Raw genomic sequence first — 25,472 nt, 5'->3', positions numbered from 1 at the left:
AGTTGTGGAGGCCCCGCCCAGCATGGGTCTCGGCGAACGCCTCTCCATCGTGGTCAGCGACAGCGTGACCATCGCCAAGCGCAACGTCATCAAGATCAAGCGCGTGCCCGACGTGCTGATCTTCTCGACGCTGTCGCCGATCATGTTCGTGCTGCTCTTCGCGTACGTGTTCGGGAACGCGATCCAGGTGCCCGGCATGGAGGGCGGCTACCGCGAGTTCCTGATCGCGGGCATCTTCGCGCAGACCGTGGTGTTCGGTTCCTCGTTCACCGGCGCGGGTCTCGCGGAGGACATGCAGAAGGGCATCATCGACCGGTTCCGCTCGTTGCCGATGGCGTCGTCGGCTGTGTTGGTCGGCCGGACCGTCAGCGATGTGGTGATCAACGTGGTCAGCCTGGTGGTCATGTCGCTGACCGGTCTGCTCGTCGGCTGGCGGATCCGCGGCTCGTTCTTCGACGCGGTGCTCGCCTACGTCCTGCTGCTGCTGTTCGCCTACGCGGTGTCCTGGATCATGGCCGTCGTCGGTTTGCTGGTGCGGGCGCCCGAGGTGTTCAACAACGCCAGCTTCATGGTCATGTTCCCGCTGACCTTCCTGGCCAACACCTTCGTGCCGATGGAAAACCTGCCGACCGTGTTGAAGGTGTTCGCCGAGTGGAACCCGGTCTCCGCGCTGACCCAGGCGACCCGCGAGTTGTTCGGCAACACCAGCCCGATGGTGCCGGTCTCGGACGCCTGGTCGATGCAGCATCCGGTGGCGACCACGCTGATCTGGGTGGTCGTGATCCTAGTGGTGTTCGTGCCGCTGGCCCTGCGCCAGTACAAGCGCACGGTCAGCCGCTGACCGAGGTCAGCGGCTGTTGTCCGCGCCGGCTCCCGCGACGGGGGTCGGCGCGGAGCCGTTTCGGGAGTAGCCGATGCGCGGCGGCTCCGGCGCGGGCTGCGGCGGCAGCGGTCGCTTGCTGCGGACCAGCCAGGCCACGCCGCCCGCCAGCGCGGCGAGACCCCCGGCGATCAGCCGGTTACGAGAACGTGCGGATACGCGTAGACGCCCCAAGCTCATTCGACCACTTTGGCACAGCCGGGTGAATAGCGCAGTAAGTGCCGACCGGTCTCGACGCGCCCCGAGCCCGCCCGGGCGGTGCGCCGGATCGCCCGGCGTACCTCCGCCATCGCTGCGGCCACGCGCGGCTACGGGCTTCGTCCTGCGGCGCTGATCTAGCATGGCGGTCGTGACCTCACCGATTCAGACCGCCGGTGTGACGCTCTGCACGGACCACGGCGATATCAAGCTCGCGCTCTTCGGATATCACGCGCCGAAGACGGTGCGGAACTTCCTCGGGCTGATCGACGGCTCGGCGGCGTACACCACCGAGAACGCGAGCGGAGGCACCACCGGCCCGTTCTACGACGGCACCGCCTTCCACCGGGTGATCGACGGCTTCATGATCCAGGGCGGCGATCCCGGTGACACCGGTCGCGGCGGCCCCGGCTACGACATCGCCGCCGAATTCCACCCCGAGCTGCGCTTCGACCGCGGCTACCTGCTGGCCATGGCGAACGTCGGCGCCCGCACCAGCGGCTCGCAGTTCTTCATCACGGTGAGCCCGCAGCCGCACCTGAATCGCAAGTACACGATCTTCGGCGAGGTCGTCGACCCGGATTCGCGCAAGGTCGTCGACGCCATCGCGGCGACGCCGACCGATCGCAACGACCGTCCCAAAGAGCCCGTCCGTATCTCCACCATCACGATCGATTGAAGCGATGAATCCTCAGCCGCCCGCACCGACGTGCGCCCGCCATCCGAATCGACCGACCGGCCTGGCGTGCACTCGCTGCGGGCGGCCCGCCTGCCCGGACTGCCTGCGGCCCGCCGCGGTCGGGCAGCGCTGCGTCGACTGCGTGCGTGCGGCGGGCACCCAGGTCCGTCCGGTCCGCACGGTCGCGGGCGCGCCGGTCGCCACCTCGACCGCCCCGCTCGTGACCTACGGGTTGATCGCTTTGAACGTGCTGTTCTACGCGATCACCGCGGTCCAGGCGAGCAGCCTGGCCGACAACTACCGGTCCAGCCTGTTCCTGCGCTGGGCGCTGGTCCCTCGGTTGGTGGCCGACGGCGAGTGGTTCCGGGTGATCGGCTCAGGCTTCCTGCACTGGGGGCCGCTGCACCTGGCGCTGAACATGTTCGCGCTCTACATCGTCGGCATCCAATTGGAGCCGTTCCTCGGGCGGGCACGGATGCTCGCCATCTATATGGTCGCGTTGGTCGGCGGCTCGGCGGGCGGCATGCTGCTCGAGCCGGTGAACACGATCGGGGCGGGCGCGTCCGGCGCGGTGTACGGGATGTTCGGCGCGGTCGCGGTGCTGTTGATCCGGCTGCGGATGAACGCCACCCAGATCCTGGTGATCATCGCGATCAACGTGCTGCTCAGCCTCTCGCTGCCAGGCGTGTCGCTGTGGGTGCACCTCGGCGGACTCGTCGCGGGCACGCTGGCGACGATGGGCGTGCTGTTCCTGCCGCAGTGGGTGCGCGCGAAGAGCCCCGAGTCGGCTCGCACCATCGGGTGGGCCGCCATCGGCGCGGTCGGCGCCGTCTCGCTCGCGGTCATCGGCGTCGCGGCGGCGATGGTGTCCTGAGTCCGTTTTCGGCTCGCTTCACGTGAAACATCCGCTGCCGCAGGTCTGATCGTGTGCGCCGAGCCGCTGTCGGCGAGAGTGCATCCGACCTCCGCGTATGGCCGGAGCGAATGCGGAGGTACGCAGAAAGGGCGCAGTCGGACGTAGTCCGTCCACAGACCGCGCATGGCCGGAGCGAAGGCGGAGGTACGCAGAAAGGGCGCAGTCGGACGTAGTCCGTCCACAGACCGCGCATGGCCGGAGCGAAGGCGGAGGTACGCCTAATCCGAGGGCAGGTACGCGAGCCGGTGCGCGACGAGCGCTTCGAAGACGTCCTGCGGCGCGGTGCCGAGATCCCAACGGCCGAAGATCAACAGCCGCTCCTGGCCCTCGTGCTCGACATCGATCTCGAGCATCGGCGACTTGCGCCCGAGGCGGCGGTAGCTCACCACCCGCGCCTTGACGATTTGCTCGGGCCGGTACTCGGCAGGTCCGAGCAGACCGCGCACCACCAGGCGCGGATCGGCGCCGGTATGGATGGACAGGCGCGGTCGCTGCCGAAAACCGAGCCCGGCCAGGGCGAGCAGACCCGCCGCGGCCAACCCGATGAGCAGCCGACTCGCGGCATCCGCTGCGAAGATCGCCGCACCCGCGAGGATCACACCGCCGACGGCCACCGCGACGAGCGCGGGGGTCGGCGTGGTCCACGCGAGACGCGGTTCCACAGAGGGGGATTCAGGGTTCACGCGGCACTCTCCCCAATCGGTCCTCGAGTTGTCCACAGGGTCATCCACAGGTGTGCATGAATGACACGTCTGTAATCCCGAAGGAGGTGGATCAGCGCCACCGCATGGTCATGATCAGGCCGACGACCATGAGCCCGAAGCCGATCAGGAAGTTCCAGGCGTTGAGGTCGTTCATCCAGCTGATCTGCTCGGCGGCCAGGTAGTAGACCAGCAGCCACACCAGACCGGCCAGCATGAAGCCGAGCATGATCGTTACGTACCAGACCGGCGACGGGCCCGCCTTCACCTTCACCGGGGTCCGGCTGGCGGGGTTGATCGTGTAGTCGGTCTTCTTACGGACCTTCGACTTGGGCATGACGTCCTCGTATTCGGCGTTCAGGTCGGTACCGGCGGCTGATTCAGTTGACTGTCTGCCGAGCGACTTCGCCGCGGCCGTTCCGGCGACAGCGCGAACGGGCCGGGCGAGGCTCGGAGGCCCTCCGGTGTTCTCCCTAGGCTATCCCAACTGGTAATGGATGCGACGGCCTCCCGCGTCGCCACGTAATCTCGAACCATGCGTGTACTGGTCGTCGACAATTACGACAGCTTCGTCTTCAATCTGGTGCAGTACCTGGGCCAGCTCGGGGCCGAGGCCGAGGTCTGGCGCAACGACGATCCGCAGCTCGCCGACGTGGACGCCGTGGCCGCCGATTACGACGGCATTCTGATCAGTCCCGGCCCCGGTACGCCCGATCGGGCGGGTGCGAGCATCGACCTCGTGCACGCCTGCGCCCGAAGCAGCACGCCGCTGCTCGGCGTCTGCCTCGGGCACCAGGCGATCGGCGAGGCCTTCGGCGCGACCGTCACCAGGGCGCCCGAACTGCTGCACGGCAAGACCAGCTCGGTGTTCCACGTCGGCGCCGGCGTGCTCGCCGGTCTGCCCGATCCGTTCACCGCGACCAGGTACCACTCGCTCACCGTGCTCGAGGACACCCTGCCCGAGGACATCGAGGTGCTCGGCCGCACCGAATCCGGGATCGTGATGGCCATGCGGCACCGCACCCTGCCGATCCACGGCGTGCAGTTCCATCCCGAATCGGTGCTCACCCAGGGCGGGCACCGGATGCTGGCGAACTGGCTCGAGGTCTGCGGCGAGCGGCCCGCCGAGGGTCTGGTGGAGATGCTCGAGGCGGAGGTCGCGGCACTGGTGTTGCAGTGACCAGGCCGTACGTGCTGCTGTCGGTGGCGGTCAGCCTGGACGGCTACATCGATGACGCCGGTCCGGAGCGGCTGTTGCTCTCCGACCCGGCGGATTTCGACCGCGTCGACCGGGTACGCGCCGAGTCCGACGCGATCCTGGTCGGGGCCGAGACGCTACGCCGCGACAATCCCCGGCTGCTGGTCAACAGTGCCGAGCGCCGGGCGGCGCGGGTGGCGGCGGGCAAGCCGGAGTTCCCGCTCAAGGTCACCGTCACCGCGCGCGGCGATCTGGACCGTGAGCTCAACTTCTGGCACCACGGCGGGGCGAAGGTCGTCTACACGACCGAGTCCGGCGCGGCGCGGCTCGCCGATCGGCTGGTCGGCATCGCCGACGTGGTCGCGCTCGGCGTGGAGCTCGACTTCGGGGCGCTGCTGGACGATCTCGGCCGCCGCGGTGTCGGCCGTCTGATGGTCGAGGGCGGCACCGGGATGCACACGGCGTTCCTGGCGGCGGATCTGGCAGATGAACTGCACTTGGCGGTCGCGCCGATCGTTGTCGGCGATTCGGCCGCGCCCAGGTTCCTCGCCGACGCTCGATTCCCCGGCGGTTCGACCCGCCGCAGGACGCTCGCCGGGGTCGAGAGGGTCGGCGATATGGCCGTGCTGCGCTACCTCCTCCGTCCAGGGAGCGGAGCCGCCTCGTGAACGGAGCTCGGTCATGAACGGAGCTGTGTCGTGAACGCCGACCACACCGATCGGTCCGAGGCCGACCGCCGCTTCATGCGCCGAGCGATCGAACTCGCGCGCCAGTGCCCGCCGAGCGACACCGCGTTCTCGGTCGGCGCGGTCGTCGTCGCCGACGGCGCGGAGATCGCGACGGGCTACTCGCGGGAGACCGACGAAAAGGTGCACGCCGAGGAATCCGCGCTGAACAAGCTGTCCGCCGACGATCCGCGGCTGGCGCGGGCGACGATCTACAGCACACTCGAGCCGTGTTCGCAGCGCGCGACGGCGAGCAGGCCGCCGTGCACCGATCGCATCCTGCGCGCCGGGATCGAGCGTGTCGTCATCGCCTGGCGGGAGCCGACGACCTTCGTGGTGAACTGCGTCGGCGTGGAGAAACTACGGCAGCACGGCGTCGAGGTGGTCGAACTGCCGGATCTGGCCGACGAGGCGATGTCGATGAATCGGCACCTGGATCTGTCGTGACAACAGCACCGTGCCGTTGGTGAGTCAGACGGGTTTTCCGAACCCGCCGCCCGGAAGTCTGCGGCTCCGGACGACGGGCGCACTTCCGCCTCCGCTGAGGCAGCTACCTGGTCACGGCCTGCCGTAGACCGCCGTCACGAATTCGCTGAGCTGGTTGTCGTCGAGGTGCCTGGCCAGATCGGCCTCGCTGATCATGCCGATCAGCTTCTTGTTGTCGATCACCGGCATGCGCTTGATGCGATGGCTCTCCATCTCCTCGAGCACTTCCTCGACATCGGCGTCGGCCGCGATCCACCGCGGGGTCGCCTCGCACAATTCGGCCGCGCGGGTGTTGGCCGGTGCGCGGCCCTGCGCCACGCATTTCACCACGATGTCGCGGTCGGTGATGATGCCGCACATCCGTTCGTTCTCGTCCGCGATGACGAGGGATCCGACGCCGAGCTCGGCCATCATGCGCGCCGCCTTGCCGACCGTCTCGTCCTTGGAAATCCACTGAGCGCCGGGCTTCATGATGTCCCTGGCAGTGGTCATGGGGCTGCCTCCTGTTCCATGCTGATTGCTGGGTTCGGATGGAGCAGCCACAATTCTCGCGCCGATCACACCGACCGGTCGCCTCTTTCCGATAACGATCGGGCCGGGCTCGGGTCAGGCCGGCCTCGGCATCACGGCGGACCGAGCACTCCGGTGGTGATGGTGATCGTGCCGTTGTTGGAGATCGACGAACCGGGCGACGGCTGCTGACTGATGATGCGGCCGACGCTGCCCGCGTCGAAGGTGCCGGTGGTGTTCTGGTTGATCTGGCTGGTGCTGCCGGTCCAGCCGCTCTGGCGCAGCTTCTCCACCGCCTGGGACGGCGTGAGGCCGACCAGGCTCGGCATGCTGATGTCGCCGCTGGACACCCGGACGGTCACCGTCGAGCCCTTGTCGGCGTTGGTGCCGCCCGCCGGGCTCGTTCCGATGACCTCGCCCTTGGGCCGCGGGGACTGCACCTCCTCGATGACGATCTTGAAACCGGCACTGTCCACCAGGTTCGGCTGGGCCACGCTGATGTCCTGCCCGACCAGGCTCGGCACCCGGACCTTCTCCGGCCCCTTGCCGAGCCAGACCACGATCGCCTGGTCCACGTCGACCCGCGCACCCGCCGAAGGCTCGGTGCCGATCACCTTGTCCAGATCCTGTGCGCTGGACTCCTTGCGCACCACGTTCGGATCCATCCGCAAGCCGAGGGCGTTGAGCTCCTGCTCGGCCTGCTGCACCGTCAGTCCGTCCAACCGCGGTACCTGCACCTGGTCGGGCCCGCTGGAGACCTGCAGCGTCACCGTGCTGCCTTTGTCGATGCGGGAACCGCCGAGCGGCTGCGTCGCGATGACGTTGCCGTCGGCCACCTTGCTGTCCGCCTTCTGGTGGATGGCCACCGTGAAGCCGAGCTTCTCCAGCGCGTCCTGCGCCTGCGACTGCGACTTGTTCGACAGATCGGGCACGGCCACCTGGTCCGGCTTGCTTCCCGGACCGATCAGCACCCAGAACAGCCCGAACACCACGGCGAGCGCGGCGGCCGCGCCGAGCGCGAGGTAGGCGGTGCGGCGCGAGTCGCCCGGGTCGGCGGGCTCCTGCTCGGCGGTGTCGTCGTTGCGTTCGACGGTGCGGAAGCTGCGCGGCGCCGGCTCGGTGTTGCCGAAGACGGTGGTGCGATCCTCGTCGGTCATCACCATGGGCGCGCTCGGCTTCTGGCCGCCGAGCACCCGGATCAGATCCGCGCGCATCTCGGCGGCGGTCTGGTACCGGTTGGCCGGGTTCTTGCTCATCGCCTTGAGCACAACGGAATCCAGCTCGCGCGGCACGCTCGCGTGCACGTGCGAGGGAAGCCGAGGATCCTCGCGCACGTGCTGATAGGCGACGGCGATCGGTGAGTCACCGGTGAAAGGCGGTTCGCCCGTGAGGATCTCGAAGAGCACGCAGCCCACCGAGTACACGTCCGAGCGGGCGTCGACGGTCTCGCCGCGGGCCTGCTCCGGCGAAAGGTATTGCGCGGTACCGATGACGGCCGCGGTCTGGGTCATCGGGTTGGAGCTGTCGGCCAGCGCGCGGGCGATGCCGAAGTCCATCACCTTCACCGCGCCCGCCCGGTTGATCATGATGTTCGCGGGCTTCATGTCGCGGTGCACGATCCCGGCCTTGTGGCTGAAATCCAGTGCGGCACAGACGTCCGCGATGATCTCCATCGCGCGCCGCGGCGGCAGCGGACCCTTGCCGCGCACGATGTCGCGCAGCGTCTCGCCGTCCACGTACTCCATCACGATGTAGGGCAGCGGACCGCCGTCCACCTCGGCCTCGCCGGTGTCGTAGACCGCGACGATGGCCGGATGGTTCAGTGCGGCGGCGTTCTGCGCCTCACGCTTGAAGCGCAGGTAGAACGTGGGGTCGCGGGCCAGATCGGCGCGCAGCACCTTGATCGCCACATCCCGGCTCAACCGCAGATCGCGCGCCTTGTGGACCTCCGACATACCGCCGAAGCCGATGATCTCGCCCAGCTCGTAGCGGGAAGAGAGATTCTTCGGGGTCGTCATCGTTGTCCTTGTGAAGGAGTAGCGGGCGCGCTGCGAGTGTTACCGGGACCCGAGGCACCGGGATTCTCCGGAAATGGTAAGTCGAAAGTCGGGAACAGGGTGCGGGTGGTGGTCGGACTCGTCGTCTTGGTCGTCTTCGTCGTGGTCGGCGCCGTAGTGCTCGGCGGCGCCGTCGTCGTGGGTTCCGGAGTCGCCGTCGGCGGCTCGGTGGTGGTCGGCGTCGGCTCGTCGGACGTGACCGGCGGCGGGGGCGGCACGAACCTGGTGGTGGTCTGCGGCACCGTCGTGGTGATCTGCGCGGGCGGCGGTGCCACCGACGAGGTGACCGGGTCGCGCACCGGATCCGGGTTGGTGTCGCCGCCGAACAGCAGCCAGATCGCCGCGCCGCCGAGCAGCACCGCGCCTGCGCCGAGACCGGCCAGCGCCTTCTGCGTCGTCGTCCACGGCCTCTTGCCGGGCGGCTGATCGTTCGATCCGCCCGGGTTCATCATGGTCGCGGGCCCGCTCGCCGCCGCGCCGCCGATGGCGGCGGCCGCGGGCGTGCTGTACCGCACGGTCGCCCCGTCGGCCTGACCCGCGGGCAGGATGACCGTCGGGCCGGGCGGCAGCACCCGGGTGGCGCCCGCGGTGAGCGGCCCGGCGGCCGAACCCGCGCTCAGCGGCGGCGGCGGACGGTGACCCGCGCGCACCGCGGCCACCGCGTCGGCGAACTCGCCGCCGGTGGCGTAGCGCATGTTCGGGTCCTTGGCCATCGTGATCTCGATGAGCTCGCGGACGTTGGGCGGCAGATCCTCCGGCATCGGCGGCGGATTCTCGCGGACGTGCTTCATCGCCACGGTGATCGCGCCGTCGCCGGTGAACGGCCGCTGCCCGGCCAGCGCCTCGTAACCGACGACGCCGAGCGAGTACACGTCACTGGCGGCGGTCGCGTCCTCGCCGACGGCCTGCTCCGGCGCGATGTACTGCGCGGTGCCCATCACCATGCCGGTCTTGGTCACCGGGCTCGCGTCGACCGCCTTGGCGATGCCGAAGTCGGTGATCTTCACCTGACCGGTCGGCGTCACCAGGATGTTGCCCGGCTTGACGTCCCGGTGCACCACGCCGGCGGCATGGGCGACGTCGAGCGCGCGGCCGGTCTGTTCGAGCATGTCGAGGCCCTGGAGCACCGAGAGCCTGCCCATGCGGTTGAGCACGGTGTTGAGCGGCTCGCCCTGCACCAGCTCCATGACCAGGTAGGCGGTCTCGCCCGCGCTCGGGTCGTAGGTCTCGCCGTAGTCGTAGATGCCCGCGATCCCGGAGTGGTTCAGCTGCGCGGTGGTCTTGGCCTCCGTGCGGAACCGGTGCCGGAAGGTCGGGTCGGCGGAGAACTCCGCCTTGAGCACCTTCACCGCGACCCGGCGGTCCAGGCGGGTGTCCAGCGCCTCCCACACCTGACCCATGCCGCCGGTGGCGATCAGACGTTGCAGGCGGTAGCGATCGGCGATCATCGCACCGTTGTTCAGCATCGGGGCCCCCGAACTTCAACTCGCTCGTTCATATCGTTCAGCCCCCCTGCAGACCGGCGTCGAGCACGGCCCTGGCAATGGGTGCGGCCACCGAACCGCCGGTGGCTGCCAGCGCCCGATCCCCGCCGTTCTCCACGATCACCGCGATGGCGATCTTGGGGTTCTGCGCGGGCGCGAAGGCGATGTACCAGGCATGCGGCGGCGTATTGCGCGGGTCGCTGCCGTGCTCGGCGGTTCCGGTCTTGGACGCGATCGTGTATCGGGACTGGCGTGATCCGACGGTGTTCTCCTCGGAGGCGACCATCAAGGAGGTCAGCTGAGACGCTACCTGGGCGCTCACCGCCTGTCCGACGGAGACCGGCTTCGTCTTGGACAACACGCTCAGATCCGGTCCCTGCGTCGCGTCGACCAGGTACGGCTCCATCCGAACCCCGCCGTTGGCGATGGTCGCGGCGATCACCGCGTTGTCCAGGGGGGTGAGCGCCACATCGCGCTGGCCGATGCTGCTCTGGCCGAGCGCGGCGTTGTCGGCGATGGTGCCGACCGTGCTCTCCGCCACCGGGATCGGGATGCCGCGGTGTGGGCCGATGCCGAACGCGGCGGCCTCGTCCTTCAGGTTCGCCGCGCCCACCTTGATGCCGAGCTCGACGAACGCGGTGTTGCAGGACAGCCGGAACGCCTCGGTCAACGAGGCCGTCGGGCCGGACCCGCAGTTCGAGCCGTTGTAGTTCTCCAGCGTGGTGCTCGTTCCTGGCAGGGTGATGTTGGGCGCGGCGGTGAACTGGTCGTCCGGCGTCGCGACGCCGTTGGCCAGCGCGGCCGCGGTGACCACCACCTTGAACGTCGAGCCAGGCGGGTAGGTCTGCGAGACGGCCCGGTTCAGCATCGGCTGGTCCGGATCACGGCTCAGCGACTCCCACGCCCGCGTGGTCGCGGCGCCGTCGTGCCCGGCCAGCAGGTTCGGGTCGTAGCTCGGGGTGGACACCATGGTCAGGATCTTGCCGGTGCTCGGCTCGATGGCCACCACCGAGCCGGTGTAACCCTTTGCGGTGAGCTGCTCGTAGGCGACCTGCTGCATCACCGGGTTCAAGGTGGTCAGCACGTTGCCGCCGCGCGGATCGCGGCCCGAGACCAGATCGATGAGGCGGCGACCGAACAGCTGGCTGTCCGAGCCGTTGAGCACCTGGTCTTCGGAGCGCTCGAGTCCGGCGCTTCCGTACTGGATCGAGTAGAAGCCGGTCGCCGGCGCGTACGCCTCCGGGTCGGTCGGGTAGGTGCGCAGGTACTTGTAGCGGTCGTCGGTCTCGACCGAGTTGGCCAGTACCGTGCCGCCCGCCGAGATCTGGCCGCGCTGGCGCGAGTACTCGTCGAGCAGCACGCGCGAGTTGCGCGGATCGCTTCGATAGTCGTCGGCCTTGATGACCTGTATGTAGGTGGCGTTGGCCAGCAGCGCGACGACCATCACCATCACCGCGACCGCGACCCGCCGTAGGGGAGTGTTCATTCCTGCGGCCTCGATTCCGAGCGGCGCAGCAGCTCGGTCGGTGCGTCCGCGATCGGCGCCGGGTCCTTCTTGCGCGCAGGCGCCGGTGCGCGGGCCGCGTCGGAGACCTTGATCAGCAGCGCGAGCAACGCGTAGTTGGCCAAGAGCGAGGAACCGCCGTACGACATGAACGGTGTGGTCAGACCGGTCAGCGGGATCAGCTTGGTGACGCCGCCGACCACGACGAACAGCTGGACGGCGATGGTGAACGAGAGCCCGGCCGCCAGCAGCTTGCCGAAGCTGTCGCGCACGGCGAGGGCGGTGCGCAGGCCGCGCATCACGAAGACGAGGAACAGGATCAGCACCGCGGTGAGCCCGATCAGGCCGAGCTCCTCACCGATGGTGGTGACGATGAAGTCGGTGTTGGCGAACGGCACCTGGTTCGGCCGTCCGCTGCCGAGGCCGGTGCCCGCGAGCCCGCCGGTGGCCAGGCCGAACAGCGACTGCGAGATCTGGTAACCGGTGTTGTGGTAATCCGCGAACGGGTCGAGCCAGGTGTTGGTGCGCACCCGCACGTGGCTGAACGCCTGGTAGGCGAAGACGAACCCGATGACGAGCAGGCTGCCGCCGATGATCAGCCAGCCGACCCGCTCGGTCGCGATGTAGAGCATCACAAGCACCGTGCTGAAGATCAGCAGCGAGGTGCCGAGGTCCTTCTCGAAGACGAGCACCGCGATGCACACCACCCAGACCACCAGGATCGGGCCGAGGTCGCGGGCGCGCGGGAACTCCATGCCGAGCATGTGCCGTCCGGCGGTGGTGAACAGGTCGCGCTTGGCGACGAGCACCGAGGCGAAGAAGATGATCAGCAGGATCTTGGCGAACTCGCCGGGCTGCACGCTGAAGCCGGGCAGCCTGATCCAGATCTTGGAGCCGTTGGTCTCCGAGTACGCGCTGGGCAGCAGGGCGGGAATCATCAGCGCGACCAGCCCGACCAGGCCGAGCGTGTAGCTGTAGCGGGCCAGCGTGCGGTAGTCGCGCAGCACGATCAGCAGCGTGACGAAGACGACCATGCCGAGCGCGGTCCACAGGATCTGCTGGTTGGCGTCGGGGGAGGGGATCGGGTCGGAGTTGAATTCCGCGTTCTGCGCCGCGCCGAGATCGAGGCGGTGGATGAGCACCAAGCCCAGACCGTTGAGCAGCGCGACGATCGGCAGCAGCAGCGGGTCGGCGAACGGCGCGAACCGGCGCACGGCCAAGTGCGCGATGCCGAAGAGGGCGAGGAAAGCGAGGCCGTACTTGGCGATGTCCCAGGTGACCGACTGTTCCTGGCTGGCCTCGACGAGGAAGAGCGAGACGGTCGTGATCAGCGCGGCGAACCCGAGCAGAAGCAGTTCGGCGTTGCGTCTGGTGGACGGAGGCGGTGCTGGAGCGAACCCGCCCGGGGGACTCGGGAAGGCCCCCGCGGACGGTGGTGCCGGTGCGGACATCAGTCCGTCACCCGGCAGTTCTCCCCCGAGATCTGGGGGTTCGGCGCCGGGGTCGTCGTCGGCGCCTGCTCCACCTTCGTGGGTGTCGCCGCGTCGGTGCCCCTGGTGTCACCCGGGTCGGTGGTCGGTGCGGGGTTCGGCGCAGGGGCCGGCGCGACCGGACCCGGCGCGGGCTCGCCGGGCGGCACGACACCGGGCTGCGGCACGCCGGGCTGCGGCGGCTGGGTCGTTTCCCGCGCCGGGCACGGCGGCAACAGCTCCTGCTGGGCGAGCAGCCGCATCTGTTCCTCGGCCTTGCCGAGGGAACCGGGCGGCAGGCCCGCGTTGACCTTGTCGCGACCGGTCTGCTCGAGATCGCTGACCCGCAGCTGGCGGCAGCCGGACGGCAGATCCGATCCGGACTTGACGATGGTCAGGTCGCCACCACGGTCGACGCAGCCGACCGTGTCCACGTCGTGGATCGAATACCCGAGCACCGAACCGGGCAGCCCGCGCATGATCACGACCTGGCCGTTGTCCGCGCCCACGTAGTAGTTGTTGCGGATCATCTTGTAGCCGACCAGCAGACCGACGGCGACGGCGACCACCAAGGCGACCGCGAGCATGATCCAGCGCAGCCGATGCGACTTGCTCGGCGGCGGCGGTTCCGGTGCGGCGGCCCGGCGCGGCGGTGCGGCGCGCGGCGGACGCATGGCCGCGGCGCGACCAGCGGCGGTGTTCGGCGGCGGAGTGTCCTCGTCCTGACCGGAGGCGGCGCCCGCGACGATCGGGTGGCTCTGGCCGTAGTCCAGATCGATGACGTCGGCCACCACCACGGTCACGTTGTCGGGACCGCCGCTGCGCAGCGCGAGTTCGATGAGTCGGTCGGCGCACTCGTCGGTGCTGCCCTCGCGCATGGTGTTGGCGATGGTCTCGTCGCTCACCACGTCCGAAAGACCGTCCGAGCACAGCAGGTAGCGATCGCCCGCACGGGCCTCGCGCATGATCAGCGTCGGCTCGATCTCGTTGCCGGTGAGGGCGCGCATGATCAGCGAACGTTGCGGGTGGGTGTGCGCCTGCTCGGGCGTGATCCGGCCCTCGTCGACCAGCGACTGGACGAAGGTGTCGTCGCGGGTGATCTGCGCCAGCTCGCCGCCGCGCAACAGATAGGCGCGCGAATCGCCGATGTGCACCAGCCCGAGTTTCTTGCCCGCGAACAGGATCGCGGTGAGCGTGGTGCCCATGCCGTCGAGCTCGGGCTCCTCCTCGACCTGATCGGCGATGGCGGCGTTGCCCGCCCGCGTCGCCGCGTCGAGCTTGCCGAGCAGATCGTCGCCGGGCTCGTCGTCGTCGAGATGCGCCAGCGCGGCGATCATCAACTGCGACGCGACCTCACCCGCCGCGTGTCCGCCCATGCCGTCGGCCAGTGCGAGCAGGCGGGCGCCCGCGTAGACGGAATCTTCGTTGTTGCCTCGGACCAGACCGCGGTCGCTGCGCGCTGCGTAGCGGAGAACGAGTGTCACGATCGGAGCTCGATCACTGTTTTGCCGACACGGACGGGAGTGCCGAGCGGAACCCGCACGGCGGTGGTGACTTTCGCACGGTCCAGGTAGGTGCCGTTGGTCGAGCCGAGGTCTTCGACGTACCAGTCGTCACCGCGCGGGGACAGTCGCGCGTGTCGGGTGGAGGCGTAATCATCGGTGAGCACCAGCGTCGAATCGTCCGCACGCCCGATCAGCACCGGTTGGGTGCCGAGTGAGATGCGAGTGCCGGCGAGTGAACCTTGAGTCACCACAAGATATTTGGCGCCCTTCTGGCCTCGGCTGAAGGAAGGCAGCACCGCGGAACCGCGTGCGGCCCTGGGCTGGATCCGTATGCCGGATGCCGCGTAGATGTCGCTGCGCAAGGTCCGCAGGACCGCCCACACGAACAGCCACAACAGCAGCAGGAACCCCGCACGGGTCAATTGCAGGATCAGTCCCTGCACGGCGTTCCACCTCCTGTTCGACCGTAGGTATGTCGGTGCCGTAGGTGCGGTTCGACCCACCCCCACGGCCTGCCGGGCTTGCCGGCCCCGGTTTCGGGGCCGCGCGCGTTGGCAGCATCATAGGGCTGTCAGTCGATTCCGATCACGATACGACCGACCAAACCGTGAGAGCCATGTCGTGACCTGCACCGCGAGCTTACGGGATCAGACGATACGGATGAGGATCTCGGAATGCCCGGCGCGGATCACATCACCGTCCGCGAGCTGCCAATCCTGGACCGGGGAGCCGTTGACCAGCGTGCCGTTCGTCGACCCGAGGTCGGACAGCATAGCGGTCTGGCCGTCCCAGCGGACCTCGATGTGGCGGCGCGAGACACCGGTGTCCGGCAGCCGGAAGTGCGCGTCCTGACCTCGGCCGATGATGTTGCTGCCCTCGCGAAGCTGGTAGGTGCGGCCGCTGCCGTCGTCCAACTGGAGGGTGGCCGAGTACCCGGAGCCCGCGGCGGCGGCGCCACCGCTGTACGACGGCGCGGCGTAACCCGCCTGCTGGCCGCCGTAGCCGGACTGTTGCGAGTAGGCCTGGCCGTAGCCCGCCTGCTCCTCGGAACCGTAGCTCTGGTCGGCGTAACCCGGCTCGCCGTAACCGGGCTCCGCGTAGCCCTGCTGGCCGTAACCCTGCTGGCCCGCGTAGCCCTGCTGGCCGTAGTTCTGGTCGGCGTAGCCCTGGTCACCGTAGCCCTGCTGCTGGCCGTAGCCCTGCTGACCGTAACCCGGTTCGCCGTAGCCGGCGCCCTGCTGGCCGTAGCCGGGCTCCTGGTAGCCCTGCGCGCCATAGCCCTGGTCGCCGAAACCTTGCTGGCCGTAGCCGCCGCGCTCGCCGTAGCCCTGCTGGCCGTACCCCTGATCGGCGTAACCGCCCTGCTGGCCGTAACCCTGGCCGCCCTGCTGGTAGTCGTAGCCGTTCTGGTAATCGCCGTATGCCTGCTGCGAATCCGGCGCCTGGTATTCCGAGGCGCCATAAGGCGCGGCGCCGCGCCCGTACTCGTCGCGGTACGCACCGTTCTGGGGACCACCGGCCCGCCCGCTTGGCGGAGGTGCGTACCCGCGATTGCGTGGATCGGACTCCGCGGGCTCACGGCTCGGGTCGTAGCCAGAGTTCTGCGTCATGGGGCCAGCTCCTGGTTGCGGGTTTGCAGGTCGTTGTGGCGTGGGTTCCGGGCTTCGAGCGGGTGCAGCTCGACGGCCGACGTCCGGATCGACGCGGCCGCTCGCCCTGAACTGTCCGGTGTGCAGCGTAGGTGATGCCTCGAACGCTACGTGTACTTCGCCATAGGTCTGCCACCCTTGATCGCGGATGTAGTCCTGGAGGTGCTTGGCGAACGCGCGGGTCGTGAGGTCGTGATCGGCGTCCAGTTGCTGGTGGTCGGAAGAGTTGATGGTGATCACATAGCTGTTCGGAGCCAGCAGGTGACCACCGCCCACGTCCTGGACGTGATCGGCGGCCTCTTGCTGCAGCGCCGCCTCCACCTCCTGGGGCACGACGCTGCCCCCGAAGACCCGGGCGAACACATCACCGACGGCGCCCTGCAGGCGACGCTCGAACCGCGAAACGATGCCCATCTCGGCCTCCCTTCGGTGAGCGTCTTCCTATGTCATTCCCAGCTTCATAACAACGACACACGCGCATGGCGTGTCGTCCGACGAACACGTTCATTGCATGATATCCACGATCCTCCACACCTGTAACTCTTGGAAATCCCAGGAGGTTCCCCTGATGCCCATTAGGCATCACAAGCCCCACTGAGCAGCCGATTTCGTTTCTCGACCGGCCGCGTGATAGTGTTCCGGAGTCGCTCGGGCGAGTGGCGGAATGGCAGACGCGCTGGCTTCAGGTGCCAGTGTCCTTCGGGACGTGGGGGTTCAAGTCCCCCTTCGCCCACGTCAACTCGATAAGAGGCTCATGCTCACTGAGAGCATGAGCCTCTTCTCGTTTCTGTGTGTTTTGTGGGGGTGCAACCCCCACACCCCGCCTGGGGGCTCTGCCCCCTAGCCCCCCGTTTGGTAGGTGCCGAGTGGGCGCTATTTGGTAGGTGCCGAGTGGGGCTTTGGTAGCCGGAGCGGCTCGACTCGATGGGTGCCGAGTAGGGCAGGGCTTTGGATCTGGTGGCCGCTGCTTTGTGGTGGGGCTTCGGCCGTTGGTCAGTGTTCCCGCAGGATTGGCGCGGCGAGTCCTCGGCGCTGAACGAGTGCGTTGCTTCGTGGTGCTCGCGGGTGGGGTCGAGGTGGATGGCCTTATCTATATGTGTGCGTCGCGGGCGTGCGTGGGGCTCGTGTGGTTTTGGAACCGGTTGCAGGGGGTTCGACCGGAAATATGGTGGTGGGATGGGTTGATTCCTTGTAGGAACCTGTTCTAATTTTGGGCATGCGTAGATACGAGGGTCGTCGGGTTGTCGTCACCGGAGCTGGGTCGGGGATCGGGCAGGGGATCGCCCTGCGGCTGCTCGACGAGGGGGCGCAGTTGGTGGGGGTGGACATCGATCGGGCGGGGTTGGATGTCACCGCGGAGAAGGCGGGGGAGGCGGGGGAGCGGTTTCGGGCCGTCGAGGTGAACATCGCCGATGTGGAGTCGGTGCGGGCGGGGACGGCGGCGGCGCTCGAGTTTCTCGGCGGGCTGGACGTGCTGGTGAACGCGGCGGGGATTCTGCGGCCCGCGCGGACGCATGAGATGCCGTTGGACGCGTGGAATCAGGTCATCACGGTCAACCTGACCGGGACCTTCCTGATGACGCAGGCCGCGCTGCCCGCGCTGGTGGAGTCCGGGCACGGGGTGGTGGTCAATCTGTCCTCGACCGCGGCCTACAGCGCGGCTCCCTATCTCGCGGCGTACGCCGCGTCGAAGGGCGGCGTCAGCGCGTTCACGCATTCGATCGCGCTCGAGTACGCCAAGCAGGGGTTGCGCGCGGTGAACATCGTGCCCGCGGGCATCACCAGCGGCATCACCACCAAGTCGATCCTGGACCAGCCGGAAGGTGTGGACTACAGCCTGTTCGCACGGCTGACCGGGTGGCTCAACGGCGGCGCGCTCGGCACGCCGGAGGACATCGCGGGCGTTGTCGCGATGGTCGCCTCCGACGACGGTCGCTACATGACCGGCACCGAGATCCGCATCGACGGCGGCGCGCTCATGTGAGCGAGTTCCCCGGGGCGCACTGCCGGCGTTTGTGGGTCAGCTGACAACCTGTGGATATCCCCGGCCTTCCTGTGGAAAACGTGTGCGGCGCAGGCGATGTGGGCGGGCTGTGGACAACTCGAACCGTCGCCTGTGAAAGTCCTTGCGCGCCAGCGTGAGTGCGTAGTCCACACCGGCGGCACGCCACATTTCTGCTGGTAGATCGAATATTCTCGAACCGCCGACCGCAGGCGCTGCCTGTGGATATCCCGGTGGGAACACGGAACCGCGCCCGCTCACAACGACCTACGCGCGTTTATCCACAGGTTGTGTGCGGCGCGGTGCTCAGCCCGCCGCTTCCGGCATCGCCGTGTGCCGCGTACCGCCGCGGATCTCAGCGGCCTTCGGGCCGGTCGCGAGTCCGCGCTCGACGACCGCCAGGGCACGCGCGATCGCCAGATCCCGCACCTCGGGATCCTGCTCGGGCAGGGCCCGCTCGATGAGCAGCGACGCGATGCCGTGCACCGCCGACCATGCCGCGAATTCGGCGTCCGGCCGGTGCTCGGGATCGGTGAAGCCGATCTCGACGAGTTCATCGAGCAGCTCAGAGAGCAGGTCGAAGGCGGGGGAGTTCCAGTTCTCCGAGCTCTCTTGCTCGCTGTTGCAGAACGCCGTGCGGAACAGGCCGGGTTCGCGCAGCGCGAAGACGATATAGCCGCGCCCGACCGCGAACAGGCGGGTCACCGCGTCGGCGTCGGGCGGAAATGTCTTGATGGTCTCGGCCATCGCGTCGAACAGGCTCTGCTGCGCCTGCTCCTGCGCGGCGCCGAGCAACTGCTCGTGATTGGTGAAGTGCCGATAGGCGGCGGTGGGCGTGACGCCGACCCGGCGCGCGGCGGCCCGCACGGTGACCGCCTCTGGTCCGCCGGTCTCGGCGAGTTCGGCGGCCGCGCGCACCAGGGCATTGCGCAGGTCACCGTGGTGATAGGGCCCTTCTCGCTCGGATCTCGTCATCTCCTCGATGTTGACACTCGCACACATCGATGGCAAGTTAACGCCCATAAAGTTTACGTATGCCAACATGCTCGACTGGAGGCTCGACATGTTCGAACGACTCGGCCGCTTCGTGGCCCGAAACGCCCGCTGGATACTCGTGGCGAGCGTTCTCGCCCTGATCGCGGGCGGCGCGCTCGGCGTCACCGCGTTCAGCAAGATGCAACCCGGCGGTCAGGAGGACCCGAACGCGGAATCCAGCACCGCCACAGCGCAACTCGCCGACAAGTTCGGCGCCGACACCGACTACGTCTTCCTGATCCGCGCCGAGCAGGGCGGCGTCGACGCCGAGGCGACCGCGGGCTTCGGCAGGGAACTCGCGCGCAGGCTGGCCGCCGACGACCGGCTCACCAACGTCGTCTCGTACTGGGACACCGGCTCGCCTGCGATGCGGTCCGCGGACGGAACGGCCGCGGTCGTCCTGGCTGGCGGCGCCGACCAGGACCCGACCAGGGCGACTGAGATCGCCGAGCATGTCGTCGCCGAATACCGCTCGGACGGGCCGATCGCCGACGTCCAGGTCGGCGGCAACAACGCGATCTTCCATGCCATCACCGAGCAGATCGGCAAGGATCTCGGCATCGCCGAAGGCATCGCGGTGCCGCTCATCCTCGCGCTGCTGGTTCTCGCCTTCGGCAATGTGGTCGCCGCGCTGCTCACGATGGTGGTCGGCGGCGTCGCGATCCTCGGCACCTTCACCGAGCTCTCGATCCTCGGCTCGGTGACCGACGTGTCGGTCTACGCGGTGAACCTGACGACCGCGCTCGGCCTCGGCCTCGCCGTCGACTACGGATTGCTCATGGTCAGCCGCTTCCGGGAACGGCGCGCGGCAGGCGCGTCGCCGGACGACGCGGTGGTCGGCGCGGTCGCCACGGCCGGGCGCACCATCGTGTTCAGCGCGGCGACCGTCGCGGCGGCGCTCTCCTCGCTGGTGATCTTCCCGCAGTACTTCCTGCGCTCGTTCGCCTACGCGGGCATCGGCGTGGTCGCCATCTCGGCGGCGGCCGCCGTGCTCACGCTGCCCGCCCTGCTCGTCGCGCTCGGCGCCAAGGCCGACGCGTGGAAAGTGCCCGGCGTGCGCGGCATTCGCGGTGACGCGGCACCGTTCTGGGCGGGAGTCGCGGGCTTCGCGATGCGGCGACCGCTGCTGACCGGCGTTCCGGTGGTGGCGGCGTTGCTGCTCGCGGCGGCTCCGCTGCTGAACGTGCAGTTCGGTACCCCCGACGATCGGGTGCTGCCGACGAGCACCGAGGTTCGCCAGGTCGGCGACGCGCTGCGCGAGGATTTCGGCGGCGGCGACAGCAACGCCCTTTCCGTGGTCACCACCTCCGGCGTCGAGGTGGGCCCGCTCGCCGAGTACGCGGCGGCGCTCTCCCGAGTGACCCACGTCACCCAGGTCGATTCCAGCGCGGGCACTTTCGTGCGCGGCGAGCGCACCGCGAGTTCGCCCGCGGACGCCAGGTTCGCCAAGCCGGACGCGCAGCGACTCACCGTGCTCACCGAGCTCGACCGCGATTCGGCCGACGCGCGCGAACTCGTCGACCGGGTGCGCGACGTGCCAGCGCCCGCGACGGCGCTGGTCGGCGGTCAGGTGGCCGAGCTGCGCGACAGCCTGGCCTCGATCGGGTCGCGATTGCCGGTGGCGGTGGCGTGGATCGTGCTCACCACCTTCGTGTTGCTCTTCCTGTTCACCGGCAGCATCGTGCAGCCGCTGCGGGCGCTGCTGTCGAACGTGCTGAGCCTCGCGGCCACGCTCGGGTTGATGGTCTTCGTCTTCCAGGACGGGCACCTGTCGGGTCTGCTCGGCTTCACGCCCGCGCCGCTCGACGTGTCGATGCTGTTGCTGTTGTTCTGCATCACCTTCGGGTTGTCCATGGACTACGAGGTTTTCGTGGTCAGCCGGATCAAGGAGATGCACGACAAGGGCGCGTCCACCCGGGACGCCGTCGTCGAGGGACTCGCGCGCACGGGCCGGCTGGTGACCACGGCGGCGGCGCTGATCTCGATCAGCTTCCTCGCGTTCGTCACCAGCGACGTTCGGTTCATCCAGTTCTTCGGGCTCGGCGCCGGTTTGGCCATCCTCATCGACGCCACCCTGGTGCGCGGTGTGCTGGTTCCGGTGGCGATGCGACTGCTCGGTCCGGCGGCCTGGTTCGCGCCGCGCCCGCTGCGGTTGGTGCACGCGCGGCTCGGCCTCGCGGAAGCGTGATCCAGGCCACTTTATTCCGCGCTGCCGAATGCGTCCGGCCGAGTTTTCGAGCTCGGCCGGACGTTGTCGTTTCATTACCGGAAACCGGCCCGGTCCTGGGCTTTCGCCCCGCTGAGCGAGATGGTGAGGCGAAGATCACACGGGCGGTTTCGGTTGCGGTTTCGGTGCTGGGGTATCGCTCGATGTTCGGCCGCTGGCGGCCAATTGCGCGTCTGGCAATCATCCGGATCGGCTTGATGCGTGTACACCGTATGCCGCCCCGGCGGGGTGGGAATCTTGTTTATTCGGCCATAAACAGACTTGGGGTCGCTTTTAGCTTCAAGAACGTATGGCAACCCGAAAACCAGTTGACAAACTACCTGGTAGATGCGCCGGGCGGGCTACATACCGATGTGCGCGAGCCGCTTCGGCTAACCATTACGTAGCCAATTGTTCGGTTCGTGGACAGGTTTCCGCAGTGGTTTTCAACTCCGCTTCGGAGGATCGTGGATGGGTCGAAATCCGACCGTCCGAGCGGCAGCCACGAGTTTGCTGCGAGTCTGAAAAACCGTGTGGTCAGAGGGGTTTGCTGGCGCGCTGCTTTATACGCTCGACACTGGCGTGGAGGGTTGCGCGGGCATAACGATTGTGTAGAGTTGACGGCAACGCTGGCCGCAGCTCGAGCACGACTCGCTGCGGCCAGCGGAACTCAAATGGGGGATATCGCAACCGATCCGTGACACGGCGTTGCTGCCGATTGTCCGAAGCGTTTCCAGTCAGCGTGTGCCCGGGGTTGTCTGCCAGCGTTCCGCCGGAGTGATCTCCTCGATCGCCGAACTCGCCGTCGCATCCTGTGCGAGTGCCGCGCGACGCCCCGCGCCGAACACGTACGCGAAGAACAGCGCCTCCGCCGCGAAGCCGATCCCGATCCGCACGGGTGCGGGAAGCGGGCTCGGCGTCACGAAACCCTCCAGCAGCCCCGAAACGAACAGCACGCCGACCAGACCCAGCGCGATCGTCGCCGTTGCCCTGCCCTGCCGGGCGACCGCCTCGATCCGGCTCAGCCGACCGGGGTCGACGAGCGTCCAGCCCAGCTTCAGTCCCGCACCGCCCGCGACGAAAACCGCGGTCAGCTCCAAGGTTCCGTGCGGGAGGATGAAACCGAAGAACGAATCGAGCCGATCGGCCTCGGCCATCAGACCGGCGGTGATGCCGACGTTCAGCGCGTTCATGAAGAGCAGATACACCGCAGGCAGGATCAGCACGCCGGTGAACAGCGCGATCGCCGCCACCCACGCGTTGTTGGTCCACACCTGCGCGGCGAACGCGTCGTTCGGGTGTTCGGTGTAGTACGTCTCGAAGGCCCCGCCCGGCGCGGTGATCGCGGAATTGTCTCCGCTGATGCCGAGCAGCTCGCGGGCGCGGCCCGACCCCTCGATCCAGATCGCCAGCCCGGCCGTGACGGCAACGAAGAGCGCGGCCACCGACGCCCACCACGGCCACGCGCGGTAGACGGCGGCCGGGAAGCGGTGGGTGAAGAAATGGGCGATCTCACCCCACGTGTCCGCTTTGGTGCCGAGCACCCGTCCGCGCGCCCTGGCCAGCAGGGCGCTGAGGCCCGCGATGAGTTCCGGGTCGGGGCTGTGCGACTGCAACCGGGCCAGCTGCTGGGAAGTCCGCCGGTACAGCGCCACAAGTTCGTCGGACTCGGCGCCGGTCAGCTTGCGCCTGCGCGACAGCTGGTCGAGCCGGTCCCAGGACCGTCGGTGCGCGTAACTGTATGCGTCTACGTCCATATCGGTTGCCTCCCACTACCGCCGGTCGCAAGAATGCTATCGAGATGGCTGAGTTCACCACCGGCGAAGCGGTCGCCCTCGAGCTTCCGATCGCGCGGATACCGACGCGCGCCACCGCGTTCCTCATCGACCTGGTGGCGCAACTGACGCTCGGCGTGCTGCTGATGGCGCTGGCGGGCGTCCTGGTCGTGCGCGCGGACGCCGACTCGGCGTGGGTGGACGCGATCATGCTGGCGACGGTCGTCGTGGTGCTCGTCGGCTATCCGGTGGCGTGGGAGACGCTCAGCCGCGGCCGGTCGCTCGGCAAGCTGGCGCTCGGGCTGCGGGTCGTGCGCACCGACGGCGGACCCATCGACTTCCGGCACGCCATGACGCGCGGACTGGCGGGCGCCATCGTCGATTTCTGGATGCTCGGCGGTTTCGGCGCGATCGCGGTGATCACCTCGATGTGTTCGCCGAACGCCCGCCGCGTCGGTGACGTGCTCGCGGGCACCGTCGTCGTGCACGCCCAGCGCGGCCTGCCCGCCCCCGCCCTGGCTTTCGCGCCCCCTTGGCTGGCGGGTTGGGCCGCCCGCCTCGACCTCTCCGGCATCCCGGAGGATCTGGCCCTCGCCATCCGCCAGTACCTGACGCGATTGCGCACCCTGACCCCCGCCGCCCAGGCGAGTCTCGGCCACGCGCTCGTCACCGCACTGTGCGCACAGCTGCGCGTGCCTCCTCCCCAGGGCTACCCGCCCGTGCAGATACTCGGCGCCATCGTCGCGGAACGCCAACGCCGCGCCCTCACCCCACCCGCGCCGGGCCTGGTCCGCGTGGCGTAGTCGCTCGCACGCGCCGCTTTACGCCGGGCTTCGTTCGTTGTCAGGCAGTCGCTCTCGCGCGCCGCTTGCGCTGGGCTTCGTTCGTGTCGCGTAGTCGCTCTCACGCGCCGCTTGCGCTGGGTCTCGTTCGTTGTCGGGCAGTCGCTTTCGCGCAGCCGCTTGCGCCGGGGCTCGTTCGTGTCGCGTAGTCGCTCTCACGCGCCGCTTGCGCTGGGCTTCGTTCGTGTCGCGCAGTCGCTCTCACGCGCCGCTTGTGCCGGGCTTCGTTCGTGTCGCGCAGTCGCTTTCACACAGTCGCTCGCGCTGGCGGATCGTCAGGCTCCGCACCACCCTCCTCGCAGGCTGATTCGACTCCTTCAGGCCGCCCCTGCGAGGCGTGTTCGCGGGTTGCGGACTCCGAACTCAGAGGGAGCCGGACTGTTTGAGTTCGAGGTATTCGTCGGCCAGGGCCTCGGGGAGGCGGTCCGGGGGTGCGGAGACCACCGCGATGCCCTTGCGGCGCAAGGATTCCTGGACGAGGGCGCGTTCGGCTAGGACGGTTTCCGCGGCAGCCGCGGCGTAGACGTCGTCGCGGCTGGTGGCGGCCGCGGCTATGTCGGGGTCGATCACCGAGACGATGAGGACGCGGTGGCGGTGCGCGAGCACGGGCAGGACCGGGAGCAGGTTCTCCTCTACGGCGGCGCCGTCCAGGCTGGTGAACCAGACCACCAGGCTGCGGCGGCGGGCGCGTTCGATGGTGGCGCGGACCAGGCCCGCGCTGTCGGTGTCGACCAGTGCCGGCGTCACGCCGGCCAGCGCGTGCATGAGCTGGAGCTGCAAGCGGTTGCCGCGCACGCCGCGCACCTCGGTGCGCACGGTCCGGTCGTAGGCGAGCAGGTCGACGCCGTCTCCGGCCGCCGAGGCCAATCCGCCGAGCAGCAGCGCGGCCTCGATCGCGGCGTCCAGACGGGTACCGTCGCCGACCCGCCCCGCGCTGACTCGACCGGTGTCCAGCAGCATCAGCACGTGCCGGTTGCGCTCCGGGCGCCAGGTGCGCACCAGCACGTCGGTGGCGCGGGCGGTGGCACGCCAGTCGATGGAACGCACGTCGTCGCCCGCGACGTACTCGCGGAACGAATCGAATTCGCTGCCTTGGCCGCGGGTGTTGGCGACATTGCGTCCCTCGAGGTGTTGCAGCCGCTTCACTTTCGAGCGCATCAGCCGCTCGCTGCGGAACGCGGGGAGCGCGCGCACCCGGGCGGGCACGGTGCGCCTGGTCTGCCTGCCCGCCATGCCTAGCGGTCCGAGCAGCCGCAGCGTCACCGGACCGGCGACCCGGTCGCCGCGATACACCGGACGCAGCGAGGTGCGCAGCCGCACCTTGGTGTTGGGCGCGAGTTCCAGGGTGTGCCTGCGGTTTTCGGTGCGCGCGCTGCGCGGCCAGTCGTCCCAGAGCAGACCGCGCACGGTCCGCGCACCGGTGTTCACGACGGTCAGCTCCACCTCGGCGGTGCGGCCTTGGCGCACGGTGGTCAATTCCGGCCTGGTCAAAGTCAGGTCGCGCGCCGCGCCCGCCGCGGCCAGGTCGACGAATACCGCGACCGCGAGCACGGAGCACGCCAGCGCGACCCCGTACCAGGACGGCAGCACGACCGCGACGAACAGCCCGAGCGCCGCTGCGGCGGCGACCAGACGACCGGTGACGACCACG

24 protein-coding genes and 1 tRNA gene are annotated in these 25,472 nt (G+C 68.7%); 11 read left to right on the top strand and 14 right to left on the bottom strand.

What is annotated here, in order from left to right; translation table 11 throughout:
* The first annotated feature begins 22 nt into the window (after window positions 1-22).
* Window positions 23-841, top strand: a complete 819-nt coding sequence (locus tag CRP45_RS19875; protein WP_067786427.1) for an ABC transporter permease — start codon at window positions 23-25, stop codon at window positions 839-841.
* A 6-nt stretch (window positions 842-847) separates the two neighbouring features.
* On the opposite strand, the gene CRP45_RS19870 is transcribed toward CRP45_RS19875, so the two are convergent.
* Complete coding sequence (locus CRP45_RS19870; protein WP_097246330.1) at window positions 848-1,060, bottom strand: hypothetical protein; 213 nt, start codon at window positions 1,058-1,060, stop codon at window positions 848-850.
* Between the two features lie 169 nt (window positions 1,061-1,229).
* Between CRP45_RS19870 and CRP45_RS19865 the strand changes: the two genes are divergently transcribed.
* Together CRP45_RS19865 and CRP45_RS19860 are read left to right on the top strand one after the other, a co-directional pair.
* Window positions 1,230-1,757: a peptidylprolyl isomerase gene (locus CRP45_RS19865; protein WP_067786429.1), complete on the top strand. Its 528-nt coding sequence runs from the start codon at window positions 1,230-1,232 to the stop codon at window positions 1,755-1,757.
* Window positions 1,758-1,761: 4 nt separating this feature from the next.
* The gene (locus CRP45_RS19860) at window positions 1,762-2,631 is read left to right on the top strand and encodes a rhomboid family intramembrane serine protease (protein WP_097246329.1); all 870 of its coding nucleotides are present in this window, start codon (window positions 1,762-1,764) and stop codon (window positions 2,629-2,631) included.
* A gap of 260 nt (window positions 2,632-2,891) precedes the next feature.
* Here CRP45_RS19860 and CRP45_RS19855 read toward each other — a convergent pair whose 3' ends face one another.
* Window positions 2,892-3,356, bottom strand: a complete 465-nt coding sequence (locus CRP45_RS19855) for a PH domain-containing protein (protein ID WP_067786369.1) — start codon at window positions 3,354-3,356, stop codon at window positions 2,892-2,894.
* Between the two features lie 91 nt (window positions 3,357-3,447).
* A complete protein-coding gene (gene crgA, locus CRP45_RS19850; protein WP_067786371.1) occupies window positions 3,448-3,711 on the bottom strand; it encodes a cell division protein CrgA in 264 nt (87 codons plus the stop codon).
* A 198-nt stretch (window positions 3,712-3,909) separates the two neighbouring features.
* On the opposite strand from crgA, the gene CRP45_RS19845 reads away from it, so the two are divergent.
* The 3 genes from CRP45_RS19845 to CRP45_RS19835 are packed head-to-tail and all read left to right on the top strand — an operon-like array spanning window position 3,910 to window position 5,744.
* Window positions 3,910-4,554 carry an aminodeoxychorismate/anthranilate synthase component II gene (locus CRP45_RS19845; RefSeq protein ID WP_097246328.1) on the top strand — a complete coding sequence of 215 codons (645 nt, stop codon included), beginning with the start codon at window positions 3,910-3,912 and terminating at the stop codon, window positions 4,552-4,554.
* Window positions 4,551-5,240, top strand: coding sequence for a RibD family protein (locus CRP45_RS19840; protein WP_097246327.1), 690 nt, complete (start codon window positions 4,551-4,553; stop codon window positions 5,238-5,240). Before CRP45_RS19845 ends, CRP45_RS19840 begins: the two co-directional genes overlap by 4 nt.
* Window positions 5,241-5,270: 30 nt before the next feature.
* On the top strand, window positions 5,271-5,744 hold the full coding sequence (locus CRP45_RS19835) for a deaminase (protein WP_245910252.1): 474 nt from the start codon (window positions 5,271-5,273) through the stop codon (window positions 5,742-5,744).
* Window positions 5,745-5,855: 111 nt separating this feature from the next.
* Here CRP45_RS19835 and CRP45_RS19830 read toward each other — a convergent pair whose 3' ends face one another.
* The 8 genes from CRP45_RS19830 to CRP45_RS19795 form a co-directional block, all read right to left on the bottom strand.
* Window positions 5,856-6,275, bottom strand: a complete 420-nt coding sequence (locus CRP45_RS19830) for a CBS domain-containing protein (protein WP_067786378.1) — start codon at window positions 6,273-6,275, stop codon at window positions 5,856-5,858.
* Between the two features lie 131 nt (window positions 6,276-6,406).
* Complete coding sequence (gene pknB, locus CRP45_RS19825; protein ID WP_097246326.1) at window positions 6,407-8,311, bottom strand: Stk1 family PASTA domain-containing Ser/Thr kinase; 1,905 nt, start codon at window positions 8,309-8,311, stop codon at window positions 6,407-6,409.
* Window positions 8,308-9,816, bottom strand: coding sequence for a protein kinase domain-containing protein (locus CRP45_RS19820; RefSeq protein WP_097246325.1), 1,509 nt, complete (start codon window positions 9,814-9,816; stop codon window positions 8,308-8,310). Before CRP45_RS19820 ends, pknB begins: the two co-directional genes overlap by 4 nt.
* Window positions 9,817-9,853: 37 nt before the next feature.
* Window positions 9,854-11,320 (bottom strand): peptidoglycan D,D-transpeptidase FtsI family protein, encoded by a 1,467-nt coding sequence (locus CRP45_RS19815; protein ID WP_097246324.1) that lies wholly within the window; start codon window positions 11,318-11,320, stop codon window positions 9,854-9,856.
* On the bottom strand, window positions 11,317-12,789 hold the full coding sequence (locus CRP45_RS19810; RefSeq protein WP_097246323.1) for an FtsW/RodA/SpoVE family cell cycle protein: 1,473 nt from the start codon (window positions 12,787-12,789) through the stop codon (window positions 11,317-11,319). The genes CRP45_RS19815 and CRP45_RS19810 overlap by 4 nt, the downstream gene beginning before the upstream one ends.
* Entirely contained in the window at window positions 12,789-14,291 is a 1,503-nt protein-coding gene (locus tag CRP45_RS19805) for a PP2C family protein-serine/threonine phosphatase (protein ID WP_097246322.1), read from the bottom strand. Before CRP45_RS19805 ends, CRP45_RS19810 begins: the two co-directional genes overlap by 1 nt.
* The gene (locus CRP45_RS19800) at window positions 14,288-14,755 is read right to left on the bottom strand and encodes an FHA domain-containing protein FhaB/FipA (RefSeq protein ID WP_067786390.1); all 468 of its coding nucleotides are present in this window, start codon (window positions 14,753-14,755) and stop codon (window positions 14,288-14,290) included. Before CRP45_RS19800 ends, CRP45_RS19805 begins: the two co-directional genes overlap by 4 nt.
* A 204-nt stretch (window positions 14,756-14,959) precedes the next feature.
* Window positions 14,960-16,375 (bottom strand): FHA domain-containing protein, encoded by a 1,416-nt coding sequence (locus CRP45_RS19795; protein ID WP_097246321.1) that lies wholly within the window; start codon window positions 16,373-16,375, stop codon window positions 14,960-14,962.
* Between the two features lie 236 nt (window positions 16,376-16,611).
* Between CRP45_RS19795 and CRP45_RS19790 the strand changes: the two genes are divergently transcribed.
* Together CRP45_RS19790 and CRP45_RS19785 are read left to right on the top strand one after the other, a co-directional pair.
* Window positions 16,612-16,694: transfer RNA gene (locus CRP45_RS19790), tRNA-Leu, on the top strand.
* A 483-nt stretch (window positions 16,695-17,177) separates the two neighbouring features.
* Window positions 17,178-17,945 carry an SDR family NAD(P)-dependent oxidoreductase gene (locus CRP45_RS19785; protein ID WP_067786394.1) on the top strand — a complete coding sequence of 256 codons (768 nt, stop codon included), beginning with the start codon at window positions 17,178-17,180 and terminating at the stop codon, window positions 17,943-17,945.
* 324 nt (window positions 17,946-18,269) lie between these two features.
* On the opposite strand, the gene CRP45_RS19780 is transcribed toward CRP45_RS19785, so the two are convergent.
* Window positions 18,270-18,938, bottom strand: coding sequence for a TetR/AcrR family transcriptional regulator (locus CRP45_RS19780; RefSeq protein WP_097246320.1), 669 nt, complete (start codon window positions 18,936-18,938; stop codon window positions 18,270-18,272).
* Window positions 18,939-19,005: 67 nt separating this feature from the next.
* Between CRP45_RS19780 and CRP45_RS19775 the strand changes: the two genes are divergently transcribed.
* On the top strand, window positions 19,006-21,186 hold the full coding sequence (locus CRP45_RS19775) for an MMPL family transporter (protein ID WP_245910251.1): 2,181 nt from the start codon (window positions 19,006-19,008) through the stop codon (window positions 21,184-21,186).
* Window positions 21,183-21,611 (top strand): hypothetical protein, encoded by a 429-nt coding sequence (locus CRP45_RS33435; RefSeq protein ID WP_143861487.1) that lies wholly within the window; start codon window positions 21,183-21,185, stop codon window positions 21,609-21,611. The genes CRP45_RS19775 and CRP45_RS33435 overlap by 4 nt, the downstream gene beginning before the upstream one ends.
* A 330-nt stretch (window positions 21,612-21,941) precedes the next feature.
* On the opposite strand, the gene CRP45_RS19770 is transcribed toward CRP45_RS33435, so the two are convergent.
* Window positions 21,942-22,961, bottom strand: coding sequence for a stage II sporulation protein M (locus tag CRP45_RS19770; RefSeq protein WP_067786400.1), 1,020 nt, complete (start codon window positions 22,959-22,961; stop codon window positions 21,942-21,944).
* 44 nt (window positions 22,962-23,005) lie between these two features.
* On the opposite strand from CRP45_RS19770, the gene CRP45_RS19765 reads away from it, so the two are divergent.
* On the top strand, window positions 23,006-23,782 hold the full coding sequence (locus tag CRP45_RS19765) for an RDD family protein (protein ID WP_067786402.1): 777 nt from the start codon (window positions 23,006-23,008) through the stop codon (window positions 23,780-23,782).
* Between the two features lie 402 nt (window positions 23,783-24,184).
* Here the strand turns inward: CRP45_RS19765 and CRP45_RS19760 are convergent, their stop codons facing one another.
* Complete coding sequence (locus CRP45_RS19760; RefSeq protein ID WP_097246319.1) at window positions 24,185-25,471, bottom strand: DUF58 domain-containing protein; 1,287 nt, start codon at window positions 25,469-25,471, stop codon at window positions 24,185-24,187.
* Window position 25,472 lies beyond the last annotated feature (1 nt).

It is taken from the genome of Nocardia amikacinitolerans (genome assembly GCF_900215415.1).
Classification (GTDB): domain Bacteria; phylum Actinomycetota; class Actinomycetes; order Mycobacteriales; family Mycobacteriaceae; genus Nocardia; species Nocardia amikacinitolerans.
The sequence above is the reverse complement of the archived record's forward strand: the minus strand, read 5'-3'. Positions and strand labels throughout refer to the sequence as shown.